The organism is Candidatus Chloroploca mongolica (genome assembly GCF_004762035.2).
GTDB lineage: Bacteria > Chloroflexota > Chloroflexia > Chloroflexales > Chloroflexaceae > Chloroploca > Chloroploca mongolica.
In genome coordinates, this window is sequence record NZ_SIJK02000025.1 from 54,404 (window position 1) to 75,822 (window position 21,419).

A 21,419-nucleotide genomic window follows, 5' to 3' on the forward strand; every position below is an offset into this window, starting at 1 on the left:
AGCTACAAGCCCCCGATTAGGATCGTCTTTTTTCCTTTACAACGCAACAAGTGACCGCAGTAGGGTCAGATTTTCGATATCTTCGAGCATCGCATCACCTTTAGGCGTCTCGATAATCTTTGGAATGGAACGAAAACGTGGATCATTGACCAGCAGACGAAAGGCCTCAAGGCCAAGGAAGCCTTGCCCGATATGGGCGTGGCGGTCAACGCGACTCCCGAGATCCTTTTGCGAATCATTCACATGAAAGCACTTGATCCGGTCAAGCCCCACGAGCCGATCAAACTCGGCGAAGGTGGCCGCGTAGGTCGTAGGGGTACGGATATCATAGCCGGCGGCAAAGATATGGCAGGTGTCGACACAAACAGCCATGCGATCATGGTGGGGAACCAGTTCAAAGAGCCGCGCCAGGTGCTCAAAACGATGGCCAAGCGCTGTGCCCTGTCCAGCGGTTGTTTCGAGCAGCACGGTTGTCGTGCCCCCAACCCCCTCGGCAAAGAGGCGATTGAGTGCCACTGCTTCGCGCTCGAGACCAGCCTCTTCGCCACTGCCCGTATGCGCCCCGGGATGGGTTACGAGGTAAGGAATATCAAGCAGTGCGCAACGCTCGAGCTCATCGGCAAAGGCACGCATTGATTTTTCCCAGAGTTCATCCGCAGGGGCGGCCAGGTTGATCAGGTACGAATCGTGAACAATGACCGGGCCAATGCCACTGCGAGCCTGTTCCGCCTTGAATGCGGCAATTTCGGCCTCGGGCAGTGGTCGCGCAACCCACTGGCGCTCGTTTTTGCTAAAGATCTGCATAGCCTCACAGCCAACTTGCTCACCACGAGCAAAGGCTTTGGAGACCCCGCCTGCGATCGACATATGTGCGCCAAATGGCATACAAACCTTTACAGACGATGCTTTGAAACCTGCTTGATTATAGCATGATCTACGCAACAGGCGTGAAGCTGTATCTGTTCACGGTAACTGTTCACATGTGTCCTGGGAGCGAGGGCGTCCCGCCCTCGGCATGCCTTCGAGGGTGAGACGCCCTCGCTCCCAGGCTTCGCCTGAATCCGCTCGTCCAGACCTCACAGATCTGTGAGGTCTCGCCCGTGTCGCGTCTACCGGATTGTGTACTGGAAGACCATAAGCCCACGGCTGCAGGGGCAAAGCCCGGCGTCGCGGGCTGAACCGGCCTCGCATCTTGGGCGATTGCATCTTCCGTGTAGGCATCCCGCCAAGGCACCCGCACGGGCACCCGCAAGGGGTGCCCCTACACCGGATGCGGGCGCCGCCCCGGGGCGGGACACCCCTTGCGGGTGCCCCGCCCCGGTACGGGCACCCCTTGCGGGTGCCCTGTTGTATCCGCTTTCGTATGATGCAATCGCCCTAGCCTCGCACCTTGAGATAGATGACGGATCAGCCCTGGATCGTGTATTATTAGGCCATGGAGAAATTGTCGAACGCATTTGCTGTCGGGTTGGGTAAAACGACAGGTACGCTGTCGCGCATGTTGCGCATCGGTGGGGGTACAACGCTGCCCGGAAGGGTTGCCCGTCTGGTTGCGCCTTCGGTGTTACGCGATCTGAGTGCTACGCTGCCAGGTGGGGTGATCCTCCTCTCGGGTACCAATGGCAAAACAACAACCAGCCGGATGTTGGCTGAAATCTTGTGCGCCAATGGCGAGCGGGTCTTGCACAATCGTGCGGGGGCGAATCTGATCACAGGGTTGACGACAACGGCGCTGGCCGGCACCGATTGGCGGGGGCATCCACAGGCGACCATTGGCCTCTTTGAGACCGATGAGGCAGCGCTTCCGCAGGCGCTTGCCGAGACCGCCCCTCGTCTTGTGCTGATCAATAATCTCTTTCGCGATCAGCTTGATCGCTATGGCGAAGTTGATACCCTGGCCCAGGCCTGGAAACAGGCGCTCCGAACGCTCTCGCCTGAGACTTGCATCGTGTTGAATGCCGATGATCCCGCCGTTGCCTATCTTGGACACGATCTGGGATGTCACGTCTTGTACTACGGGCTCGAAGATGCACAGCATGCAGTTGGTGCGGGGGCACATATTGCCGATTCGCAGTTTTGTCAGCAGTGTGGCGAGCGTTATCTCTACAGCCTGGCTTTTTATGCCCATATTGGCCACTACCAGTGTCCACGCTGTGGCTATCAGCGCCCCACAGCCCAGGTGCAACTGGCCCGGCTTGACCTGAGCGGCATCGAGGCCAGCAGGCTCTATCTACGCTATCCTGGCGGGGGGCTCGAACTCAATTTGCCGCTCCCTGGGCTCTATAACGCGACCAATGCCCTGGCTGCGTTTGCGGCTGCGCTCGCCCTTGGTGTACCACCAGCGATAGCCCGCCGTGCGCTTGAACGGTTTAGTGCCGCGTTTGGGCGGATCGAGCGGGTGACTGCGGGGGAGGGTGGTGCGCCGATGCTGATTGCCTTGATCAAGAATCCGGTTGGCGCAACCGAAACAGTGCGGATGATCGTCCAGACGTCGGCGGTTCCAGCGCACCAACCACGAGGACTGCACCTCTTGATCGCGATCAACGACCGTTTTGCCGATGGAACTGATGTCTCGTGGCTATGGGATGCCGAGTTTGAAGCCCTGGCGGGCCAGGTTGCCTCGGTGGTCGTCAGCGGTACACGGGCCGAAGATATGGCGGTACGGCTAAAATATGCCGGCGTTGATCCCGCGATGATGCGCATTGTCCCCGAGGTGCATCCAGCGCTTGATACAGCCCTGGCTCTGCTGCCAGCGGGGGCAACGCTGGCGATCTTGCCCACCTATACTGCGATGCTTGCCTTGCGCCAGGATCTTGCGCGGCGGGGGTGGGTGAAGCCCTTCTGGGAAGGGTGAGTTGGTGCGCTGAAAAGAGCCAGCAAAGCTGGCTCTTTTCAGCGCAAAAAGCTAGGTTGAAGGGCTATGCCCGATCCTATGCACGGGCAAAGACGAGGGTGGCCCCGTCATCAATGGTGATCGTCAGGGTCTCGCCCTCGATCACATAACTCGTGGCCCGGCTGAACTGTTCCAGGAAGGCCATTTCCTGGGCCATGATTGCATCCTCGCACGCCATCATGGTGCTGCCGGCCTGCGTAATACTGAGCGTACCTTCGGCGACGGTGTAACCGGCAAAGTAGCGGTTGCAGCCAGCCGAACCCGCGACCCGGCCTTCGTCGTCAAACTCGGCGGAGATTGGCGTACCCTCGCTCAGTGGCGCTGCGCCGCTGAGCTCAGTCAGCACCCAACTCGTTCCGGCCAGGGCATTGCTTGCCTGCCCAAAGACAAGCGTGGTGCCGTCATCAATGGTGATCGTCAGGGTCGCGCCGTCGATCACATAGCTCGTCGCCCGGCTGAGTTGATCGAGGAAGGCCTGCTCTTGCGCCATGACTGCTTCTTCACATGCCATCCGTGTGCTACCGGCCTGCGAAATGCTGAGCGTGCCATCAGCAACGGTGTAGTCGGCAAAGTAGCGGTTGCAACCAGCCGAACCTGTGATGCGGCCTTCGTCGTCAAACTCGGCCGAGATTGGCGCACCCTCGCTCAGCGGCGCTGCGCCGTTGATGGTGGTGAGGATCCAACTCGTTCCGGTCAGGTCATTGCTTGAGGTCACTTCTTCCTCCGCACGCTCAAAGACGAGGGTGGTTCCGTCATCAAGGGTGATCGTCAGGGTAGCGCCATCAATCGCATAGCTTGTAGCGCGGCTGAATTGATCGAGGAAGACCTGTTCCTGTGCCATGATCGCATCTTCACACGCCATCATGGTGCTGCCAGCCTGGGTAATGCTGAGCGTGCCATCGGCAATGGTGTAACCCGCAAAGTAGCGGTTGCAACCAGCCGACCCCGCGACGCTTCCCTCGGTATCAAACTCGGCGGAGATTGGCGTGCCCTCACTCAGCGGTGCTGCGCCGTTGAGCGCGGTAAGCACCCAACTCGTTCCGGCCAGGGCATCACTCGTCTCTGGCGTCGTGGCTTCTTCGGTAACAGGGGTCTCCTGTTCGGTCGTCGCCGGTGTCGGCTCGGTTGTTGAGCCGGTGCTCGGTGCTGTGCCACAGGCAGCCAGGACAAGCATGCCCATCAGCAGCGCCGAAAGGATCGTCATACGCAACTTCATTGGTCTCCTCACTTCTACTCAAGGATAATCTGTGTGCGGGGCCACGGTTCTGGTGCTGTGTAGCCCTGCCATAGAGAGAACGTTGTCTTGGGCAGTAATGTTCCCACCTGACGCTCTTTCTCAGCTTTTTCTCAGCCAGTCGCGTAGGGCATAGGGTAGATAGACCAGCACAAACGCGAGTAGGCCGACAAACTGCAGTGGAATGAGATACCAGGGCCACGGCCCCATGAGATCGAGCAGACTTGGGAAGGCCGGTTTGCGGGCGATAAACATATAGTTGCCCCCAGTGAGCCAGTTGACTAGGCCAACAACAAGCAAGATGGCATTGGTAAGCAGAAAGACCCGCCCAAGCGACCTCCAGGTAGGGCGATAGTTCCAGGCTCTGATCGCAAACAGGGCCGCCAAAAGCGGGACCGCATGTGAGGTCCAGAAGATCCAGTAGACAAAATGGGGGAAATTGAACCCGTTGCTCTGGAGATCCGGGGTGAGCAGGGCTTGAACCGAACCGGCAAAGCCCCAGAAATAGATCAGTTCGAACAGCCGCTCGTTGCTCGTTGCCAGCATCAAGGCTGACAGTGGCACCGCCAGCGTGCAGAGGTGCAACGGCAGCGAATACTGTATATTCCAGAGTCCGTTGCTCAGTTGCCAGAGATCCCAGGCGAACCAGTTGGCAAGGCTGTAGACAATCAAGCCACGCTTGAGCAGCGTGCATCCTTGCGTATCAAGGCGTGGTGTCACCCACGCCAGGGCGACACATCCCAGGGCAATCGCCAGCAGTGGCAAGAGATGCGCAAGCGACCAGAGCTCAAATCGAGGTCCGACAAACGATGGGCCAAAAATATTGGGGAACATTACCGTTTCCTATCTCTCGTTGTTCATTGAAGTTGCACCCATCTTCTATTCTTCGTATAATACCAATTCCGCTTGAAGGTGCCGCATTGTCATGCTGAGCGCAGCGAAGCATCTGTGCCGTCGGGACGCCCGAGACCCTAAGCGAAGCGAAGGGTGACAATGCGGCCTACTCAATGGTAAATGGTATAATACAGCGATACTACTCTATCAACCGAAGGATGCTTGCCAATGCCGATGTACGAGGTCGAGACATCACAGCCGCCTGACCTCGTGGCGGCGTTGTGTGAAACCTGGCCGCGCATTGCCGAATTGCTTGCCGATCTGGAGACCGAGGCGATGGCCGAGGCGCGGATCGGCGGTTTGCGTCATATCGGGGCTGTCTGGTATGCGCAAGGAGGCGTGGCTGAGGTTCTGACCGAACTCGGGCTGGTGCTCGCGGAACGCCTCAAGCTCTCGCAGGGGTTGGTGGTCAGTGAATTATTGCTGGCGTACGGGGCGGCTCAGGAAGAGCAACGTACCCGCGAATGGGAAGCCCGTCTGCTGGCGCGCGCCTCTGAGCTCGATGGTCTTCATCGCATTATCTCGGCGGCAAACTCGACGCTGGATCTCGATACCTCCCTCCAGACCGTGGTTGAAACAGTTGCCCAGGTTGTTGGGGTCGAGGCGTGTTCTGTCTATCTTTACGACAAGCACCGCGACGAGTTGGTCTTGCGGGCGACCCGTGGGCTCAACCGTGCCGCGATCGGGCAGGTTGTTTCGCACCTGGGGCAAGGGGTGACGGGCTGGGCTGCTCAGCTTGGGCATCCCGTGGCGGTGCGCGACGTCTGGCAAGATCCTCGTTTCAATGTTGAACCACAGCTCGGCGAAGAGACGTTTCGCTCGATGCTGGCGGTGCCGATTGTGCTCTTTAGTGCCGAGCGCTATCAGTTCAGTGCCGACAAGCTGCAAGGGGTGATTACCGGGCAGACGATCGGTCCGCGTGACTTTACGCAGGAAGAGATCTCGTTTGTCGAAGTGGTGGCGGGCGAGCTTGCCTTCTTCATTGCCAATGCGCAACTCTATCAGCAGACCGACGAACGCCTCCACCAGAAATTGCGTGAACTGACGACGTTGCAGCAGGTCTCGAAAAGCATTGCCGAGCAGATCGGGTTGCGTGATGTGCTTTCGCTGATTACCGAGAAGGCGGTCGAACTCGCCCAGGCTGACCGGGCTTCGATCTTTCAGATGGGCGACGACGGGCACCTGCAATTGATGGCGACCTACGGCGGCGAGGGTGACGGCGTGCGGGATTTCATCATCCAGACGGTGCGAGATAGCCGCCCGCTGGCTGTGATGAATGCCTATCAAGATGCGCGCTTCCCCGAACTGGCTGCCGTTGCGCGGCGTGAGCAGTTTCATTCGCTCTTTTGCATGCCGTTGCGCGCCCGCGAACGCACGATTGGCGGGATTTGCCTCTATAAACGCGAGCCGCACCTCTTTGATTATGAGCAGGTACGCTTGCTCAGCACCTTTGCTGATGAGGCCGCCATTGCGATTGAAAATGCCCGTCTCTATGAAGAGAGCCAGCGGGCGCTCGCGATCAAGTCGGCCCTGCTGCAAGAGATGCACCACCGGGTGCGCAATAATCTCCAGACCATCTCGGCGCTGCTGGCAATGCAACTGCGACGGGTTGAGCCGCACAGCCAGGGGGCCAAGGCGCTGCGCGAGAGTGCGGCGCGCATCCAGTCGATTGCGGCCATTCACAATCTGCTCTCACGCGAGGATGTGGGCGTCACCAATGTCAATGCCGTGGCCCGGCAGGTCGTCGAGAGTGCGCAGTCAACCCTGGTGCATAGCGATGCACCCGTTCGGTTTGCCATTATGGGCGATGAGGTGCGCGTTGGTTCACGGGATGCAACGGTACTGGCGCTGGTCATCAATGAATTGATTAGCAATGCCCTCTCGCACGGGCTTGCCGCTGAGGGTGGTAGTGTCGAGGTTGAAGCCAGGCTGGGTATAGGCCAGGTGATGGTCGAGGTTCGCGATGATGGGCCGCGCCATCCACCACCACCGCGCCCCCCCCATAGCAGCGGGCTGGGTTTGCATATCATCGAAACGCTCGTTCACCAGGATCTGGGGGGAGATTTCCGCCTGATCCGCGATGATGAGCACGGTTGGATGCGGGCACAGATCTGCTTTCCGCAACATATTATTGATGAAGTTGGGGAAACGCTGTGAAATCTGCCTAAGGAGGCGTGATGAGTGATTTTCCGACTGAGGGACGTCCGCCTTTTATCAACCGACGCCTGTCGCTTGCGGAATGGAAGCAGTATGTGGCCGGGTATGACTTTGGCTCCCTGGCCCCAAGTCGCCTGGTGCTGCACCATACCTATACGCCTACCGAAGCACAGTGGCGCGGCCTTACGACGATGCGCGGTATTCAGCGCTTTTATGCCGCCAAGGGCTGGATGGCAGGGCCGCATCTTTTTGCTGGCCCCGATGGGATCTGGCTCGCTACCCCGATGGCGCAGGTCGGCGTCCACGCCGGTGTCGGCAATGGCTCAGTCGCCCAGGGCTGGTATTCGATTGGCCTCGAGATGGTTGGTCGCTTTGATGCAGTGCGTCCCGCTGGGGCCGTCTGGAACTATTCTCTGGCGGTGATGGGTGAATTGTCGCGTCGCCTGCGTATTCCACCGCGCCAATTGATCTCTTTTCACCGTGATTACACGAATGCAAAGAGTTGTCCGGGCTGGGCTGTGACGAAAGAGTGGGTCTGGGCGAGTGTCGAGGCCTATCTGAATAATACCGCGGTTCCCCCGCCCCCGCCTCCCGATCCGCCTGTTATTCAGCCTTCCGATGAGGTCTTGCTCGAGCGCTTGCTTGAAGAGACCTTTCGTCAGCGGGCAGGGAGTCAGGGTTATAATCCGGCCTGGAGTTTCCATCAATATGCGGTTGAGCAGCAACTCGGGGCCCCTATCGGGCCAAGTCGTACCCTGGTGGAAGGCGGGCGGCAGTACGATATGCAACCCTTTGCCCGCGAGACGCTCTATACGGAAGTACCCAACTGGGGCGATGTGCGGACGCTCTCGGATCTGCTTGGGGGGAGTATTCCGCCCGCAGGTCTTGGGCGACGCTTGCTCGAAGAGACCTTTGCCGTAGGCAATGCTCCTTTCCGCCCCGACTGGGCGTTTCATCAGTTTGCGTTGCTGCGTCGCATGGGGCCGCCACTTGCGCCCGGGGCGACGATCACGGTTGATGGCAAACAGTATGCCTATCAGGTCTTTGCGGTTGATACACTCTATAACTTGGTGCCCAACTGGGAAGATGTGCGCCTCTTGAGCCATCTCGCCGGGGCAACAAATGCCAGTGATGTCCGCCTGCGTGAGGCGTTGCTCTCTACGACCTACCGGGTTGTCGGGCAAACGTATCGGCCAGATTGGGCGTTTCATCAACGCGCTCGTCGCGATGCGCTTGGGGCACCACTCTCGGCTTCGTACCAGATTCTGGTGGAAGGGCGGAGCTATGCGATCCAGGTCTACGCGCTTGACACCCTCTTTAACCTTGTGCCCCGCTGGAGCGAGGTGCGCCGGATGAGCCAACTCTTTCCGGCACCATCGGTGCTCGGTGGCGCATCGCGTTCCACTGCGGTTGAGCCAGCGATGACGATCCTCGGTGGCAGTGCTGACGATGACGCACCGGTTGCCATCCGCGAGACCCCGGAGCAGGGTGCCTTGCATCCCGACCGGCTTGATCAATCGATTATTCGCTCTACTCTGCCATCCTGGGCACGTAGCTCACGCGATGGGCGCAAGGTTGAATTAGTGGTGCTGCATGCGTTGCCAGGTTCCCCCGAGGATGTTCTGGCTAGGATGACCGATCCTGGGTCGCCCTTTGCGACCCATTATTATGTGACCCTCGCAGGCACGATCATCCAGGTGATCGATGAGGCCGAGGCAGCCTGGCACGCTGGCTTCGGCTCGGCCGATGGACTCTGGTGGAATCTCAATACCATCAGTCTGGGCATTGGCCTTGAACGACCGGCTGACTGGCCTGCGAGTTTGCCTGGCGAGACGACTTTGCAAGTCGCCGCACTCACGAACCTCTTGTGTGAACTGAGTATTCGGTATCAACTGACGCCTGATGCGATCCTGCTCTGGAGTAGCCTCGCTGGTGGTGATCCCGAACTGCTCGACGGTTTGCCGCTCGTGAGTCTGTGCGAGGCAATCAGCGTATGATTCAGGCAACCACGCGCCTCTATCTTCATGACTCAAGTCGCTTCAATTTTGAGGCCACCGTGGTTGCTGCGCAGATCCGTGATGGCGTGCATTGGATCGCGCTTGATCAGAGCGCTTTTTATCCCGAGGGCGGTGGTCAGCCAGCGGATCGAGGAACCCTCAACGGCCTGCCAGTCACTGATGTCCAGGCGCACGAAGATGTTGTCTGGCACGCGCTTGGTGCAGCAGGTAATGACCAGAGCCTTGCCGTAGACACACATATCCACGGTGCGGTTGATCCGATTCGACGTCTTGATCATATGCAGCAACACTGTGGTCAACACATCCTGAGTGCTGCTTTTCAGGCGCTCTGTGGGGCTGCGACGGTCGGCTTTCACCTGGGCGAGCGGCTCGTTACCATTGATTTGGACATGCCAGTCTTGCAGCGCAACCAGGTTCAGGCTGTCGAAGACCTGGCGAATCAGATTGTCTGGGGCAACTTGTCGGTAACTGTTCGCATCCTCGCTCGTGATGAACTGAATGGCCTGGCTTTGCGCAAAACCCCAACGATTGCTGGCCCGGTGCGTGTGGTCAGCATTGATGATTTTGACCACTCGGCGTGTGGCGGCACGCACCCGGCCTATACTGGCACCGTCGGCATCATTGCGGTACTCCGCTGGACGCGGCAGCGCAGTGGGGTCAGGGTGAGCTTTGCGTGTGGTGCGCGTGCGGTGCACGAACTACGCCGCCTGAACCAAGTCGCCAGCGAAGCTGCGGAACAGTTGAGTGTTGGCCTTGATGAACTGCCTGTTGCCACCAAGCGGCTGTTGGTAGCTCAGCAGACCCTGCAACGCCAACTCGCAACGGCGGAAGAACGCCTCCTTGACGATGAAGCCGAGCGTCTCTATGCAGCAGGCGAGCCGGTGGGCACCAATCGGGTTGTCCAGGTCTGTTTTGCTGATCTGTCGGTCGAACGCTTGCGGGCACTTGCGCAGGCGATTGCCGCCCGGCCAGGGGGCATTGCCTTGTTGGGGAGTAGTGGGGCACGGGCCAACCTTGTCGTGGCCTGCGCCGTCGAGAGTGGCTACGAGGCCGACCAATTGCTGGCGCACGGCCTGACCCGGCTCGCAGGGCGTGGGGGCGGCAACGCCCGCCTTGCCCAGGGTGGCAGCCCACAGAGTGAACACCTCGAAGCGGCGCTCAGCACCATACGTCAGCAGATCCAGGCCTGATGCTGATCTCGGCAGGATTGAGGGTCTCACAGGGCGATTGCATCTTCCGTGTAATGCACCCCACCAGGGCACCCGCAAGGGGTGCCCCTACACCGGGCCGGGGGCCGCCGTTTGCGCCGCTGGTTGCATGCACATGCTGCCAAAGAGAGCGTATGTTTGTATCCAGTTTCGTATGATGCAATCGCCCTAGAGGGTCTCAGCCCCGTAGTTGCATGCCCATCTGTTGCATGGTATAATCCCCACCGATCTTTGCACATCAAGATACTTAGTATTGCAAAGTAGATAGTGCTCATCAAGAGGGGCTGAGGGACTGGCCCAATGACGCCCGGCAACCCCTGGAGAGGGATCAAAGCCGCTCCAGTACGGTGCCAATTCCAGCGGTACACATGGATGTACCGGCAGATGAGAGGAGTGATTGAAGAGCCTCTCGCCATGCGGGTGGCTTTTCGTACGTTATGGACAATGAACTACGCACAGTCTGGTGGGAACCGGGGGCGGTCTGTTTAATTGATCAGTTGCGCCTTCCTCACGAACAGGTGACGGTACGGTGTCGTGACCTTGCGGCAGTAGGCCACGCGATCAAGGCGATGGTGGTACGTGGTGCCCCTGCGATTGGGTGTACCGCAGCCTATGGTCTGGCGCTGGTTGCGATGCAGAGCAAGGCGGTTGATGGCGAAGCCTTGTTGGAAGAACTTGAACAGGCGCGCCAGGTGCTAAATGCCCAGCGGCCAACGGCGATCAATCTGGCCTGGGCCACCGCCCGCATGCTGCGTCAGGCCCATCTGCTTGTCGCTGGTGGCGTTGAAACCACCAGGCATGGCCTGCTCGCCGAAGCCCATGCTATTCTCGCTGAAGACCTCGCGATGTGCCATGCGATTGGTGATCACGGCGCAGCGTTGATTCCCGCACGCGGCCACGTGCTTACTCATTGCAATGCGGGTGGCCTGGCGACCGCAGGGTATGGCACGGCACTGGCCCCAATCCGCACCGCGTTTCGTCAGGGACGCTCCCTCCACGTTCTGGTTGACGAGACCCGTCCCTTCCTTCAGGGGGCACGCTTGACAGCCTGGGAATTGCAGCAAGCCGGAATTCCCCTGACGCTGATTACCGATAATATGGCTGGCTATATGATGCGCCAGGGCCAGGTTGACTGTATTATCGTTGGGGCTGATCGCATTGTTGCCAATGGTGATGTCGCCAACAAAATTGGCACCTATAGCCTGGCTGTGCTCGCTCAGGCCCATGGGATTCCCTTCTATGTGGCGGCCCCTTCTTCAACCATTGACCTGAGTCTGGCGCATGGGGATCTCATTCCGATTGAAGAGCGCTCGCCTGATGAGGTGACGCATCTTGCCGGGCAACTCATTGCCCCGCTCGGCGTGCGAGCGGCGCATCCGGCTTTTGATATGACCCCCCATCATCTGATTACCGCGATCATCACCGAGCATGGGGTTCTCTTTCCCCCTTACGACGACGACTTACGGCGTTGTGTCGAGGCGGGGAACTAGTCACGTATGGTGATGCAAGCCTCAACCACAACCTCGCCTGTCTCAACCGAACCCGGGTTTCGTGCCGATACCCCTGGGTGCTTGCCTGTCCCGCGGGTTGGGGTACCTGTTCATGCCAGCGTGACGGTTCAAGGCCGTCTGGCTGCACTGGCTCAGCGCAATAGGCCTGAACAGCCGTTTGCCCTTGCCATGGCAGGGTTCCCTGGTGGAACTCTCGAGCTGAAACAGGCACGGGCGGTCATTGACCATCAAGCAGCCGAAGCGACTCTGGCGCGCCTTGCGCTCGCTTATCTCAATCATGAGGAGACAGGGGCAGTTCCCCCTCCTGAGCAGACCCGCGCCATCGCTGAGGCGCTCCGCCAGTTTGAGCAGATCGGGGTGACCTGTGCGCGCCTTGAATTGACTGGCCCGGTGAGTCTCGCGCTCCAGGTCGTTGATGATCACGAGCGGCCCCTGGCCTACGATCTTCCCTTGCGTGAGGCTCTGTGTCAGCATACGATTCTGCGGGCCAATTGGTATTTCAACCAGTTGAAGGGCGTCCCTGGCTTGCCGATGGTCTGCTTTGACGAGCCTTTTCTTGATGCGTTGAGTTCGCCCCTGTGCCCACTTGACTGGGAAGCGGGTACCGATATGCTGATGCGTACGTTGGGCGAGTTGCCCCCCACCCGTGCGCTGTGTGTGGCCGGGGTGCCCAACTGGGCGGCTGTCCTGGCCTTGCCAGCCGAAGTGGTCTTTTTTGATGCCTATGAACACAGTGCCGGGCTGATCCAGGCGGCAAGTGCTGTGGCTGGCTACCTTGACCGTGGCGGGATGCTCGGATGGGGCATTGTGCCTCACGATGAACACGCGCTTGGTCATGAAAACGCCGCGACCCTGGTGCAGCGTTTCGAGTCGACGGTGGCCTATCTGTCCGCGGCAGGCGGCATCAATGCCAACAAAATTTATGCCTCTGCGTTCATTAGTACGAGCGGACGTCTGTGCCATCTGCCATCCGACCGGGCAGCCTATGCGGCCCAACTCTGTGCCGAAGTGGCGTCAAAACTGCGGTCGGTGCATTGCTTAGAAGCAACAACCAGTACTTGAGAGAGGAGCCTGTATCGTGCGAATTGTGGTCACCGGGTCGTTGGCCTTTGATTACATCATGAGTTTCCCTGGTTATTTCAAAGACCACATGCTCATGGAGAAAGCGCATATTCTGTCGGTCAGTTTTCTGGTCGACTCGATGCGCAAGATGCGCGGTGGAGTTGCGGGCAATATTGCCTATAATCTGGCCCTGCTTGGTGAACGTCCGTTGCTAGTTGGTGCCGCTGGCAGCGATTTTCATGATTACCGCACCTGGCTCGAACGCCATGGCGTTGATGCCACAGGTGTGGCGATTATCGAAGATGAGTTTACCGCCTCATGCTTTATCAATACCGATCGGGCCAATAATCAGCTCGTTGCCTTTTATCCGGGGGCGATGGGCTATGACCATACCAATTCGCTCGTCGCACGCGGGTTGACAGGTGATGACCTGGTCTTGATTTCGCCCACGACGCCCGAGGCGATTGAGCGCTTTGCGATCGAATGTCAGCAGATGGGGGTGCCCTATATCTTCGATCCTGGCAAGCAGGCCCCGCGCCTCGCCCCCGAGCATATTGCCCTCGGGCTCAAAGGGGCGAAAGTGCTGGTTGGCAATGACTATGAGTTCGGGATGATGGCCAGGAAACTTGACATAAGCGAAGAGGAATTGATCGCGAGCACGCCGCTGACAGTGATCACCAAGGGTGAGCAGGGTTCGCTGATCTATACCGATGGACACCTGGCTGCGGCCATCCCGACGGCACCGGTGCAGGCTATCGTTGATCCCACTGGGGCCGGGGATGCGTATCTCGCCGGGCTTGCCCTTGGCATTGCCCGCGATCTGCCGCTCGACGTGACCGGTCGCATCGCCGCACTTGCTGCGACGTATGCCATCGAGCACCGTGGCTGCCAGGAACACTGGTATCTGCGCACCGATTTTGCAACCCGCTATCGGGAAGCTTTTGCAAGTGAATGTCCGCTGGAATTACTTCGTTCCGCAGAAGTTGCGTAGGACGCGATAAGGAGCATACGTTTTATGACCACAAGTTCGTACGACATCAAGGATCTCGGCCTGGCCGAGGAGGGCCGCAAGCGCATGGAATGGGCCGAGCAAGAGATGCCGGTGCTGCGGTTGATCCGTGAGCGTTTTGAAAAAGAACGCCCGCTGGCCGGCATCCGCATCAGCGCCTGTCTCCATGTGACGACTGAAACCGGCAATCTTATGCGTGCGCTGGCCGCTGGTGGTGCCGATGTGGTGCTCGCTGCCTCGAATCCGCTCAGTACACAGGATGATGTGGCTGCCGCCCTCGTTGCCTATGAAGAGATCCCAGTCTATGCGATCAAGGGTGAAAGCAATGAGGTTTATTACCAGCATATCAAGGCCGCCCTCGATCACAATCCCCAGATTACGATGGACGATGGGGCCGATCTGGTGAGTGGCATCCTCAAGGATCGCAAAGATCTGATCGAAAGCATGATTGGTAGCACCGAAGAGACAACCACGGGTGTGATCCGGCTCAAGGCGATGGCCGCTGAGGGTGTCCTCCCCTTCCCAGTCATCGCGGTCAACGATAGCGATACCAAGCATATGTTTGATAATCGCTATGGTACCGGCCAGAGCACCCTTGATGGTGTGATCCGGGCAACGAATGTGCTGCTCGCTGGCAAGACCTTTGTGGTCGCCGGTTATGGCTGGTGTTCACGTGGGATCGCCGAGCGCGCCCACGGCCTTGGGGCCAATGTGATTGTGACCGAGATTGACCCGATCAAGGCTCTTGAAGCCGTGATGGACGGCTACCGCGTCATGCCGATGGAACAGGCTGCACCAGTGGCCGATTTCATCGTGACTGCGACTGGCAACAAGCACGTCATTGATAGCAATACCTTCGCCGTCGTCAAAGATGGCTGCGTCATTGCCAACAGCGGCCACTTCAATGTTGAGATCAACATTCCGGCCCTCGAGCAAATTGCCGTAACCAAGAAGCAGCCGCGTCGCTTCGTTGACCAGTATGTGCTTCCCGATGGTCGTCAGATCAACTTGCTCGGCGAAGGTCGCCTGATCAACCTGGCAAGTGCCGAGGGCCACCCCAGTGCTGTGATGGATATGAGCTTTGCCAACCAGGCGCTCGCCAGCGAGTATCTACTCAAGAATCGTGACAGCCTCGGCGTTGGTGTCCATGCCTTGCCCAAAAATCTCGATCAAGAGATTGCTGCCCTCAAGCTGCGGGCGATGGGCATGACGATTGATGTGCTCACCCCCGAGCAGGAGCTCTATCTCAATAGTTGGCAGGAAGGGACGTAAAAGGTATGGCAACAACATTCACCACCTCTCCCCAGTTTTATTTCACCAGTGAGAGCGTCTCGAGCGGGCATCCTGATAAAATGTGTGATCAGATCAGCGATGCGATTCTGGATGCCTTTCTCTCGCACGATCCGCGTGCACGGGTGGCTGTTGAGACAGCCACGACGACTGGCTTGATTGTGGTGCTTGGCGAGGTGACCTTTGCCCGCGGGTACATTCCGATCGAAGAGATTGTGCGCACGACCGTCAAGGAGATTGGCTATACCAGCGCCGAGTTTGGTTTTGATGCCGATACCTGTGGCGTGATGGTCGCCATTCATGGTCAGTCACCTGACATTGCGATGGGTGTTGATAAGTCACTCGAGGCGAAGACTGGGGCGATGACCGAGGATGAGGTTGAGGCGGTTGGCGCGGGTGACCAGGGCATGATGTTTGGTTTTGCCTGTAACGAGACGCCCGAGTTGATGCCGGCGAGCATCGCACTGGCCCATCGGCTGATCCGCCGGATCGAGAAGGTGCGCAAGGATGGTGCCCTCACCTACCTGCGCCCCGATGCCAAGAGCCAGGTGACGGTTGAGTACCGCTATGGCAAGCCCGTGCGCGTTGATACGGTGCTCATCTCGACCCAGCACGCGCCTGATGTTACCCAGGAGCAGATCCGCGCCGACGTGATCGAGCATGTGATCAAAGCCGAGATTCCGGCCGAGTGGTTGGATGCCGAGACAAAGTACTTTGTCAATCCGACGGGGCGTTTTGTGGTTGGTGGGCCGATGGGTGATAGTGGCCTGACCGGGCGCAAGATTATTGTGGATACCTACGGCGGTGTCGCCCGCCACGGTGGTGGTGCGTTCAGTGGCAAAGATAGCAGCAAGGTTGACCGCAGCGCTGCCTACGCGGCCCGCTGGGTTGTCAAGAATATTGTTGCCGCTGGGCTCGCTGAGCGTTGTGAATTGCAACTGAGCTATGCCATCGGTGTCGCCAAGCCGCTTTCGGTCAGTGTCGAGACCTTTGGCACCGGCACGGTTCCTGACGAGGTAATCCTCAAAGCAGTCAATGAAGTCTTTGACCTGCGCCCCGGCGCGATCATTCGCGACCTTGGCTTGCGTCGCCCCATCTTCAAGCAGACCGCCGCTGGTGGCCATTTTGGCCGTACCGATATTGACTTGCCCTGGGAACAGACCAACCGCGTCGAGGAATTGCGCCGCGCAATTGGGTAGTTTCTAGGATCGTTTGTTCGCACAAAAGGCCAGCAAAGCTGGCCTTTTGTGCGAACAAAACAAAAGTCAGCCCTCGACCCGATTGGTCAACACACCAATGCCCTCGATCTCACACTCCATCACATCACCCGCCTTGAGCCAGACCTGGGGAGTCATGCCCATGCCGACGCCACTGGGCGTACCAGTGGCAATGATATCACCAGGCTCGAGCGTCATGCCACGGGTCAGGGTTGCCAGACAGGTGGGAATATCAAAGATCATATCGCTTGTCATTGAGTCTTGCATCGTCGCGCCATTGAGCCGCAGTTGCAGCCGCAATGCGTGCGGATCAGGGATCTCATCAGCCGTCACGATCCAGGGTCCCATCGGGGCTGAGCCATCGAGGCTCTTGCTAAAGAAGAACTGCTGGTGGTTGGTTTGCAAGTCACGCGCTGACACATCATTGAGGATGGTATAGCCAAAGACATGGCAGAGGGCCTCTTCAGGTTTGACGTTGCGGGCTGGTAGCCACATAATCAGGGCGAGTTCGACCTCCCAATCGCGTTGTGACGAGAGCTCGGGCATCAGGGGGATCGGGGCACCGGGATGGTTGATGGCAGTTGGGGCCTTGGTAAAAAAGACCGGATAGGCGGGCAGTTTTTCAGGCAAACCCTTGGCGCGCAACGACTCGATCGCGTGGGCGGCATAATTCATGCCCAGACACATGATATTTTTGCGGGGACGCGGGATTGGGGCGAGCAACGTCACCTCACTGAGCGGTATGACCGTGGTTGCCGTTGCCATATAATTACGAGCTTGCGCCAGCAAGTTTGGGCCACCCTCGATCAACGCCAGCATTGAGGCGGCCATGCCACTCAGATCGACCACACCATCGTCACGCACCGCACCGACCGCTTCGACCGCACCGTTCCGATACGTCACCAGTTTCATAGACCGTCCTCATGCTAGACTAGGGCATTATCACATCGGTAATTGGCATAGGGGTAAAGACCAGGGCAAAGACCACGAGGCCAAGCAGGGCCAGGAGCCGCCATGATCCCTGCAGGGGCGTCACCTCATTGAGCAGCGGGCTACGATTCTGGCCAAGCAGAGCCACAATCACCGCCCAGAGAAACCAGCCACTCCAGAGAAACCCGAGGGCGAGCAGAACCACGGCAACCAGCATACTCATGATCTGAGCTGCCTTGGGGCCAAAGAGGGCAAAGAAGATATGCCCGCCATCGAGTTGACCAGCCGGCAAGAGATTAAGTCCGGTGACCAGAAGACCGGCCCAGCCAGCCAGGGCTACCGGATGCATAAAGACATCATACCCGCCGTCGGGTAAGAAGCGTCCGAAGACCAGCAGTTTCAGCCCGGCATAGAGCAATGAATTGCCTTCGGTAAAAAAGATCATGTCAGGCAACTGGGCCTGCATTTCGGCAAGATTGCGTACCTCAGAGAGTGCAAGCCCGATCATCAGCACAGGAATGGCAACCACAAGCCCGGCCAGGGGGCCAGCAATAGCAATGCCCAGGAGGGCACGTCGGTTGGGGACGGGCTCTTTGATCGAAATAAACGCGCCCATTGTCCCAAGCAAAAAGAGGGGCATCGGGATAAAGAAGGGATAGCTCACGGCCACACCTTCGCGGCGAGCCATCAGATAATGGCCAAGCTCGTGGGCCAGCAGAATCCCGAGCAGCGAGGCACTGAACGCCAGCCCGTGGCCCACGTTGAACGCGATAGCTCCGGTTGCCCAATCGACATCTTGCCCACCCACATAAAAGGTTGAAGCAATCGTCAAAGCAAAGAGCAACAACGCCAGCCAGAGGCGTGACGGGTTGGGCGGGGCGAGCGCAGGTAAAACCAGCAAGGCCACGCGATCACCCTCTTGCTGCAATAGCCCAAGCAGCCCCATAGCACGCAGGCGAGGACTGATCTGATCGTAGGCCGTTTGCGCTTCAACCTTCAGGCGGCCCAGAAAACGGGGTGATTCAAAATCACCGCGTCGCACCATTTCAATATCATCAATGAGCATGACCTCGGCCACCGTTGCACGTAGTGCTTCAGGAACCGGGCTCGACGTGTAGTGATCCATACTTCCTCGTGTGCAGATGTTTAACGGGTACTATACCACGATCAGGTTCAGGGCTGCCGCCCTAAAACCAAGAACTGGCGTAAAGACCGGCGAAGGATGTCGTTTGCCTTAGACCCAATACCATTCAAAGAAGGCGGTTTTTTGACGCAAAGGCGCAACGTTTTGAATGGCCCATGCCTGGGTTCCCGCACACGCGGGAACCCAGGCATGGGCCTCATGGCCTTGCATAATTGTGCAGATATGGACAAGATCTTCGTGCAGGTGATCTGTGGTGTGGTATAATTCCAGATAAAAGAATACTAATAATAGAGTTGTATGATGCCCTTCCCTTAGGTTTTATAATGGAAATCGTAAAAATCCCCAGAAAAAATCTGGTCGAGCCAGCACATATTTTCGTTATTGATGATGATGTGCCAGTTCGGCGTATTTATGCTGACATGTTGATCAATGATGGTTATCGTGTTTCGACCGCAGGGAGTGGCGAAGAAGCGCTGGCCTATTTGCAATTGATCACGCCTGATCTGATTTTACTGGAACTTGGTCTCGCCGGCTTTGATAGTCTTGGTTTTACACGCCAGATGAAAGCCGATCAAACAAAGCCATTTATTCCCATCATGATCATGTCGTCGCATGACGACGTTACCTACAGTGTAGCGAGCCTTGATGCAGGTGCAGATGACTTTCTGGTCAAGCCGATCCCGATGGATGGCTTGCTGGCACGGGTACGGGCGATGCTGCGCTTGCAACGGGCACAGCGCCAGTTGCAACATGCCCAGCGCAAGACCGAACTGTTGCTTCATCTGACCCGCGATCTTGGTGCCAGTATTGATCTTGACGTGTTGATGACCGGTTTTCTTGATCATCTGGCTGATTCGCTCGGGGCGATCAGGGCTTCGATCATTCTCGCTGAATTTGAGGATCATCAGCCAGTCTGTTACTCGAGTAGTCGCAACCCCTCCACGCTGGTGCTGAATGATCTGTTGCGCCAGGGGTTGGCTGGCTGGGTTTTGCGTGAGCGAAACCCGGCAATCATTCAAGATGCCCGCAATGATAGCCGCTGGGTCACAACGAACACCTACCATTCGAATGTACGTGCGGTGGCCGCGATTCCGCTGATCCGTGAGGGCCAGGCCCTCGGAGTGATTACGCTGGTGCATCATACGCCCGGTTTTTTCACGGAAGAGCATGTCGAATTGCTCACGTCACTCGCCGCCCAGAGTGCCGTTGCCCTCGAGAGCGCCCGCCTGTTTCGTCTGACCCAACGCCAGAAAGAACTGTTGACGCGCCGCGCCGAAGAGTTGCGTAAAGTCAATGAGATCAATGCATACTTGTCGGAGCTCATGGCACCTGAGCAGATCACGCGGCTGCTGGTGCATATGATTCAACAACAGTTTGGCTACCCACTGGTCTGTCTGATGATGCGTGAAGGCGACGAACTGGTTGTGCATGCGGCGGCAGGCCCGATGATCCAGCATAGTCATCTCTCCTCCCGCTTCGCCATTCATCGGGGCCTCTATCAACAGGTCTTCGCTACCCATCAACCGATCTGTGTCACTGATGTGACTCAAGAGGCTAGTTTTGAGCCGCTGCTGCCCGATGATGCCAAGGTGCGTGCTCAGTTGATTGTGCCCATCATTCTGCGTCGTGAAGTCCTTGGGGTGCTTGATGTGAGTAGTCCCGAGCCAGGGGTTCTGGGGGCAAGTGACGAAGCGGTGCTGAGTGCGATTATGTACCAGTATAGCATTGCCCTTGGCAATGCACGCCTCTATCGGGCTGTCGAAGATGAACGCTCAACCCTGAATGCCGTGCTTCGTAGTGCGACTGATCCGATTTTGTTGATTGGGCCTGGCGAGGATCTCTTGCTGGCAAATCGTGCTGCCGAAGAGCACTTTGGCTTACCGCTTCAGGAGCATTATGGCAAGCCGATGCATGCGCTGATTAAGCAGGGCAATGGGGTCTTGGCACATTTGCTGTCGCTCGTTGAGGCATCTATGGAGCACACCTCGAGCGTGACTGAGATGACCCTGCCTGGAGATGTCAGTTATAGTGTGAGCATTGCCCCGGTGGCAAGTGGTGAGCATGTGAGCCTTGGTAAGGTGCTGGTCTTACGTGATATTACCCCGATCAAGCGCCTCGAACGCCAGGAGCGTGATCGGGTTCGCGGCGTTTTTCGGCGTTATGTGTCACCGCAGGTTGCCGAACAATTGCTTACAGCCGGAGGGAGCTTTGGCCAACCGACAGAGTGTCAGGTGGCGGTCATTTTTGCCGATATCCGCGGCTTTACGACGATTACCGAACGTACCGAGCCTCAGGTCTTGATCGAGAAGATCCTCAATCGCTATTTTACCGCGATGACCGAAGTGCTGTATGCCTACGATGGGACGATTGATAAGTTTCTCGGCGATGGCATCATCGGGGTCTTTGGTTCACCGATTGCGCATCCCGATGATCCGCAACGGGCGCTCTCGGCCGCTGTTGCGATGCAGCATGCGTTTACGATGCTGGCCGCCGAGTGGAAGGCTGAGCTTGATTATACGATCGGGATGGGCATTGGGGTTAGTTTTGGCCGGGCCATTGTTGGCAATATTGGTTCCGAACAACGCCAGGATTATACGCTTATTGGCGATGTGGTCAATACCGCTTCGCGTCTTTCGGGCATTGCCGATCCCGGTCAGGTGATTGTTTCGCATCACCTCGCCGATGTGCTCGCTGAAAACTGGCTCTCTCCCTGGAAACTCATCCCCCGTGGCCCGATTCACCTCAAGGGCAAAGAGCAACCCCATCAAGTCTTTGAAGTCGGTCTGTTGTAGCGACGCAAGCGCCTGGTTGCCCTGCATTCCCGAGAAAATGGTGTACAATGTCTTCGTGTT

General features: G+C 58.0%; 15 protein-coding genes and 1 riboswitch. Of the genes, 10 read left to right on the plus strand and 5 right to left on the minus strand.

Annotated features, from left to right (window positions below):
* Window positions 1-36 precede the first annotated feature (36 nt).
* Window positions 37-885 (minus strand): deoxyribonuclease IV, encoded by an 849-nt coding sequence (locus EYB53_RS14420; protein WP_135479112.1) that lies wholly within the window; start codon window positions 883-885, stop codon window positions 37-39.
* A 550-nt stretch (window positions 886-1,435) separates the two neighbouring features.
* On the opposite strand from EYB53_RS14420, the gene EYB53_RS14425 reads away from it, so the two are divergent.
* On the plus strand, window positions 1,436-2,854 hold the full coding sequence (locus tag EYB53_RS14425) for a Mur ligase family protein (protein WP_135479114.1): 1,419 nt from the start codon (window positions 1,436-1,438) through the stop codon (window positions 2,852-2,854).
* 76 nt (window positions 2,855-2,930) lie between these two features.
* Here the strand turns inward: EYB53_RS14425 and EYB53_RS14430 are convergent, their stop codons facing one another.
* Both EYB53_RS14430 and EYB53_RS14435 read right to left on the minus strand, forming a co-directional pair.
* Window positions 2,931-4,109, minus strand: a complete 1,179-nt coding sequence (locus EYB53_RS14430) for an META domain-containing protein (protein ID WP_135479116.1) — start codon at window positions 4,107-4,109, stop codon at window positions 2,931-2,933.
* Window positions 4,110-4,229: 120 nt separating this feature from the next.
* Window positions 4,230-4,961, minus strand: coding sequence for a YwaF family protein (locus tag EYB53_RS14435; RefSeq protein ID WP_135479118.1), 732 nt, complete (start codon window positions 4,959-4,961; stop codon window positions 4,230-4,232).
* Window positions 4,962-5,195: 234 nt separating this feature from the next.
* Between EYB53_RS14435 and EYB53_RS14440 the strand changes: the two genes are divergently transcribed.
* From EYB53_RS14440 to metK, 8 genes are all read left to right on the plus strand, one after another.
* Window positions 5,196-7,178 carry a GAF domain-containing protein gene (locus EYB53_RS14440; protein ID WP_167857414.1) on the plus strand — a complete coding sequence of 661 codons (1,983 nt, stop codon included), beginning with the start codon at window positions 5,196-5,198 and terminating at the stop codon, window positions 7,176-7,178.
* A 20-nt stretch (window positions 7,179-7,198) separates the two neighbouring features.
* Complete coding sequence (locus EYB53_RS14445; protein ID WP_135479123.1) at window positions 7,199-9,175, plus strand: peptidoglycan recognition protein family protein; 1,977 nt, start codon at window positions 7,199-7,201, stop codon at window positions 9,173-9,175.
* Window positions 9,172-10,386 carry an alanyl-tRNA editing protein gene (locus EYB53_RS14450; RefSeq protein ID WP_216863655.1) on the plus strand — a complete coding sequence of 405 codons (1,215 nt, stop codon included), beginning with the start codon at window positions 9,172-9,174 and terminating at the stop codon, window positions 10,384-10,386. Before EYB53_RS14445 ends, EYB53_RS14450 begins: the two co-directional genes overlap by 4 nt.
* A 286-nt stretch (window positions 10,387-10,672) precedes the next feature.
* Window positions 10,673-10,795: riboswitch (SAM riboswitch) on the plus strand.
* A gap of 46 nt (window positions 10,796-10,841) precedes the next feature.
* Window positions 10,842-11,894 carry an S-methyl-5-thioribose-1-phosphate isomerase gene (gene mtnA / locus EYB53_RS14455; RefSeq protein ID WP_135479125.1) on the plus strand — a complete coding sequence of 351 codons (1,053 nt, stop codon included), beginning with the start codon at window positions 10,842-10,844 and terminating at the stop codon, window positions 11,892-11,894.
* A 6-nt stretch (window positions 11,895-11,900) separates the two neighbouring features.
* Window positions 11,901-12,977 carry a uroporphyrinogen decarboxylase/cobalamine-independent methonine synthase family protein gene (locus EYB53_RS14460; protein ID WP_135479127.1) on the plus strand — a complete coding sequence of 359 codons (1,077 nt, stop codon included), beginning with the start codon at window positions 11,901-11,903 and terminating at the stop codon, window positions 12,975-12,977.
* Between the two features lie 16 nt (window positions 12,978-12,993).
* Complete coding sequence (locus EYB53_RS14465) at window positions 12,994-13,968, plus strand: carbohydrate kinase family protein (protein WP_135479129.1); 975 nt, start codon at window positions 12,994-12,996, stop codon at window positions 13,966-13,968.
* Window positions 13,969-13,992: 24 nt separating this feature from the next.
* Window positions 13,993-15,258: an adenosylhomocysteinase gene (ahcY, locus tag EYB53_RS14470; protein WP_135479131.1), complete on the plus strand. Its 1,266-nt coding sequence runs from the start codon at window positions 13,993-13,995 to the stop codon at window positions 15,256-15,258.
* 5 nt (window positions 15,259-15,263) lie between these two features.
* Entirely contained in the window at window positions 15,264-16,475 is a 1,212-nt protein-coding gene (metK, locus tag EYB53_RS14475) for a methionine adenosyltransferase (RefSeq protein ID WP_135479133.1), read from the plus strand.
* Window positions 16,476-16,541: 66 nt separating this feature from the next.
* Here the strand turns inward: metK and EYB53_RS14480 are convergent, their stop codons facing one another.
* A complete protein-coding gene (locus EYB53_RS14480; protein WP_135479135.1) occupies window positions 16,542-17,405 on the minus strand; it encodes a fumarylacetoacetate hydrolase family protein in 864 nt (287 codons plus the stop codon).
* Between the two features lie 19 nt (window positions 17,406-17,424).
* Window positions 17,425-18,549, minus strand: coding sequence for a site-2 protease family protein (locus tag EYB53_RS14485; protein WP_135479137.1), 1,125 nt, complete (start codon window positions 18,547-18,549; stop codon window positions 17,425-17,427).
* Window positions 18,550-18,890: 341 nt separating this feature from the next.
* Between EYB53_RS14485 and EYB53_RS14490 the strand changes: the two genes are divergently transcribed.
* Window positions 18,891-21,359, plus strand: coding sequence for a GAF domain-containing protein (locus tag EYB53_RS14490; protein ID WP_254151081.1), 2,469 nt, complete (start codon window positions 18,891-18,893; stop codon window positions 21,357-21,359).
* Window positions 21,360-21,419 lie beyond the last annotated feature (60 nt).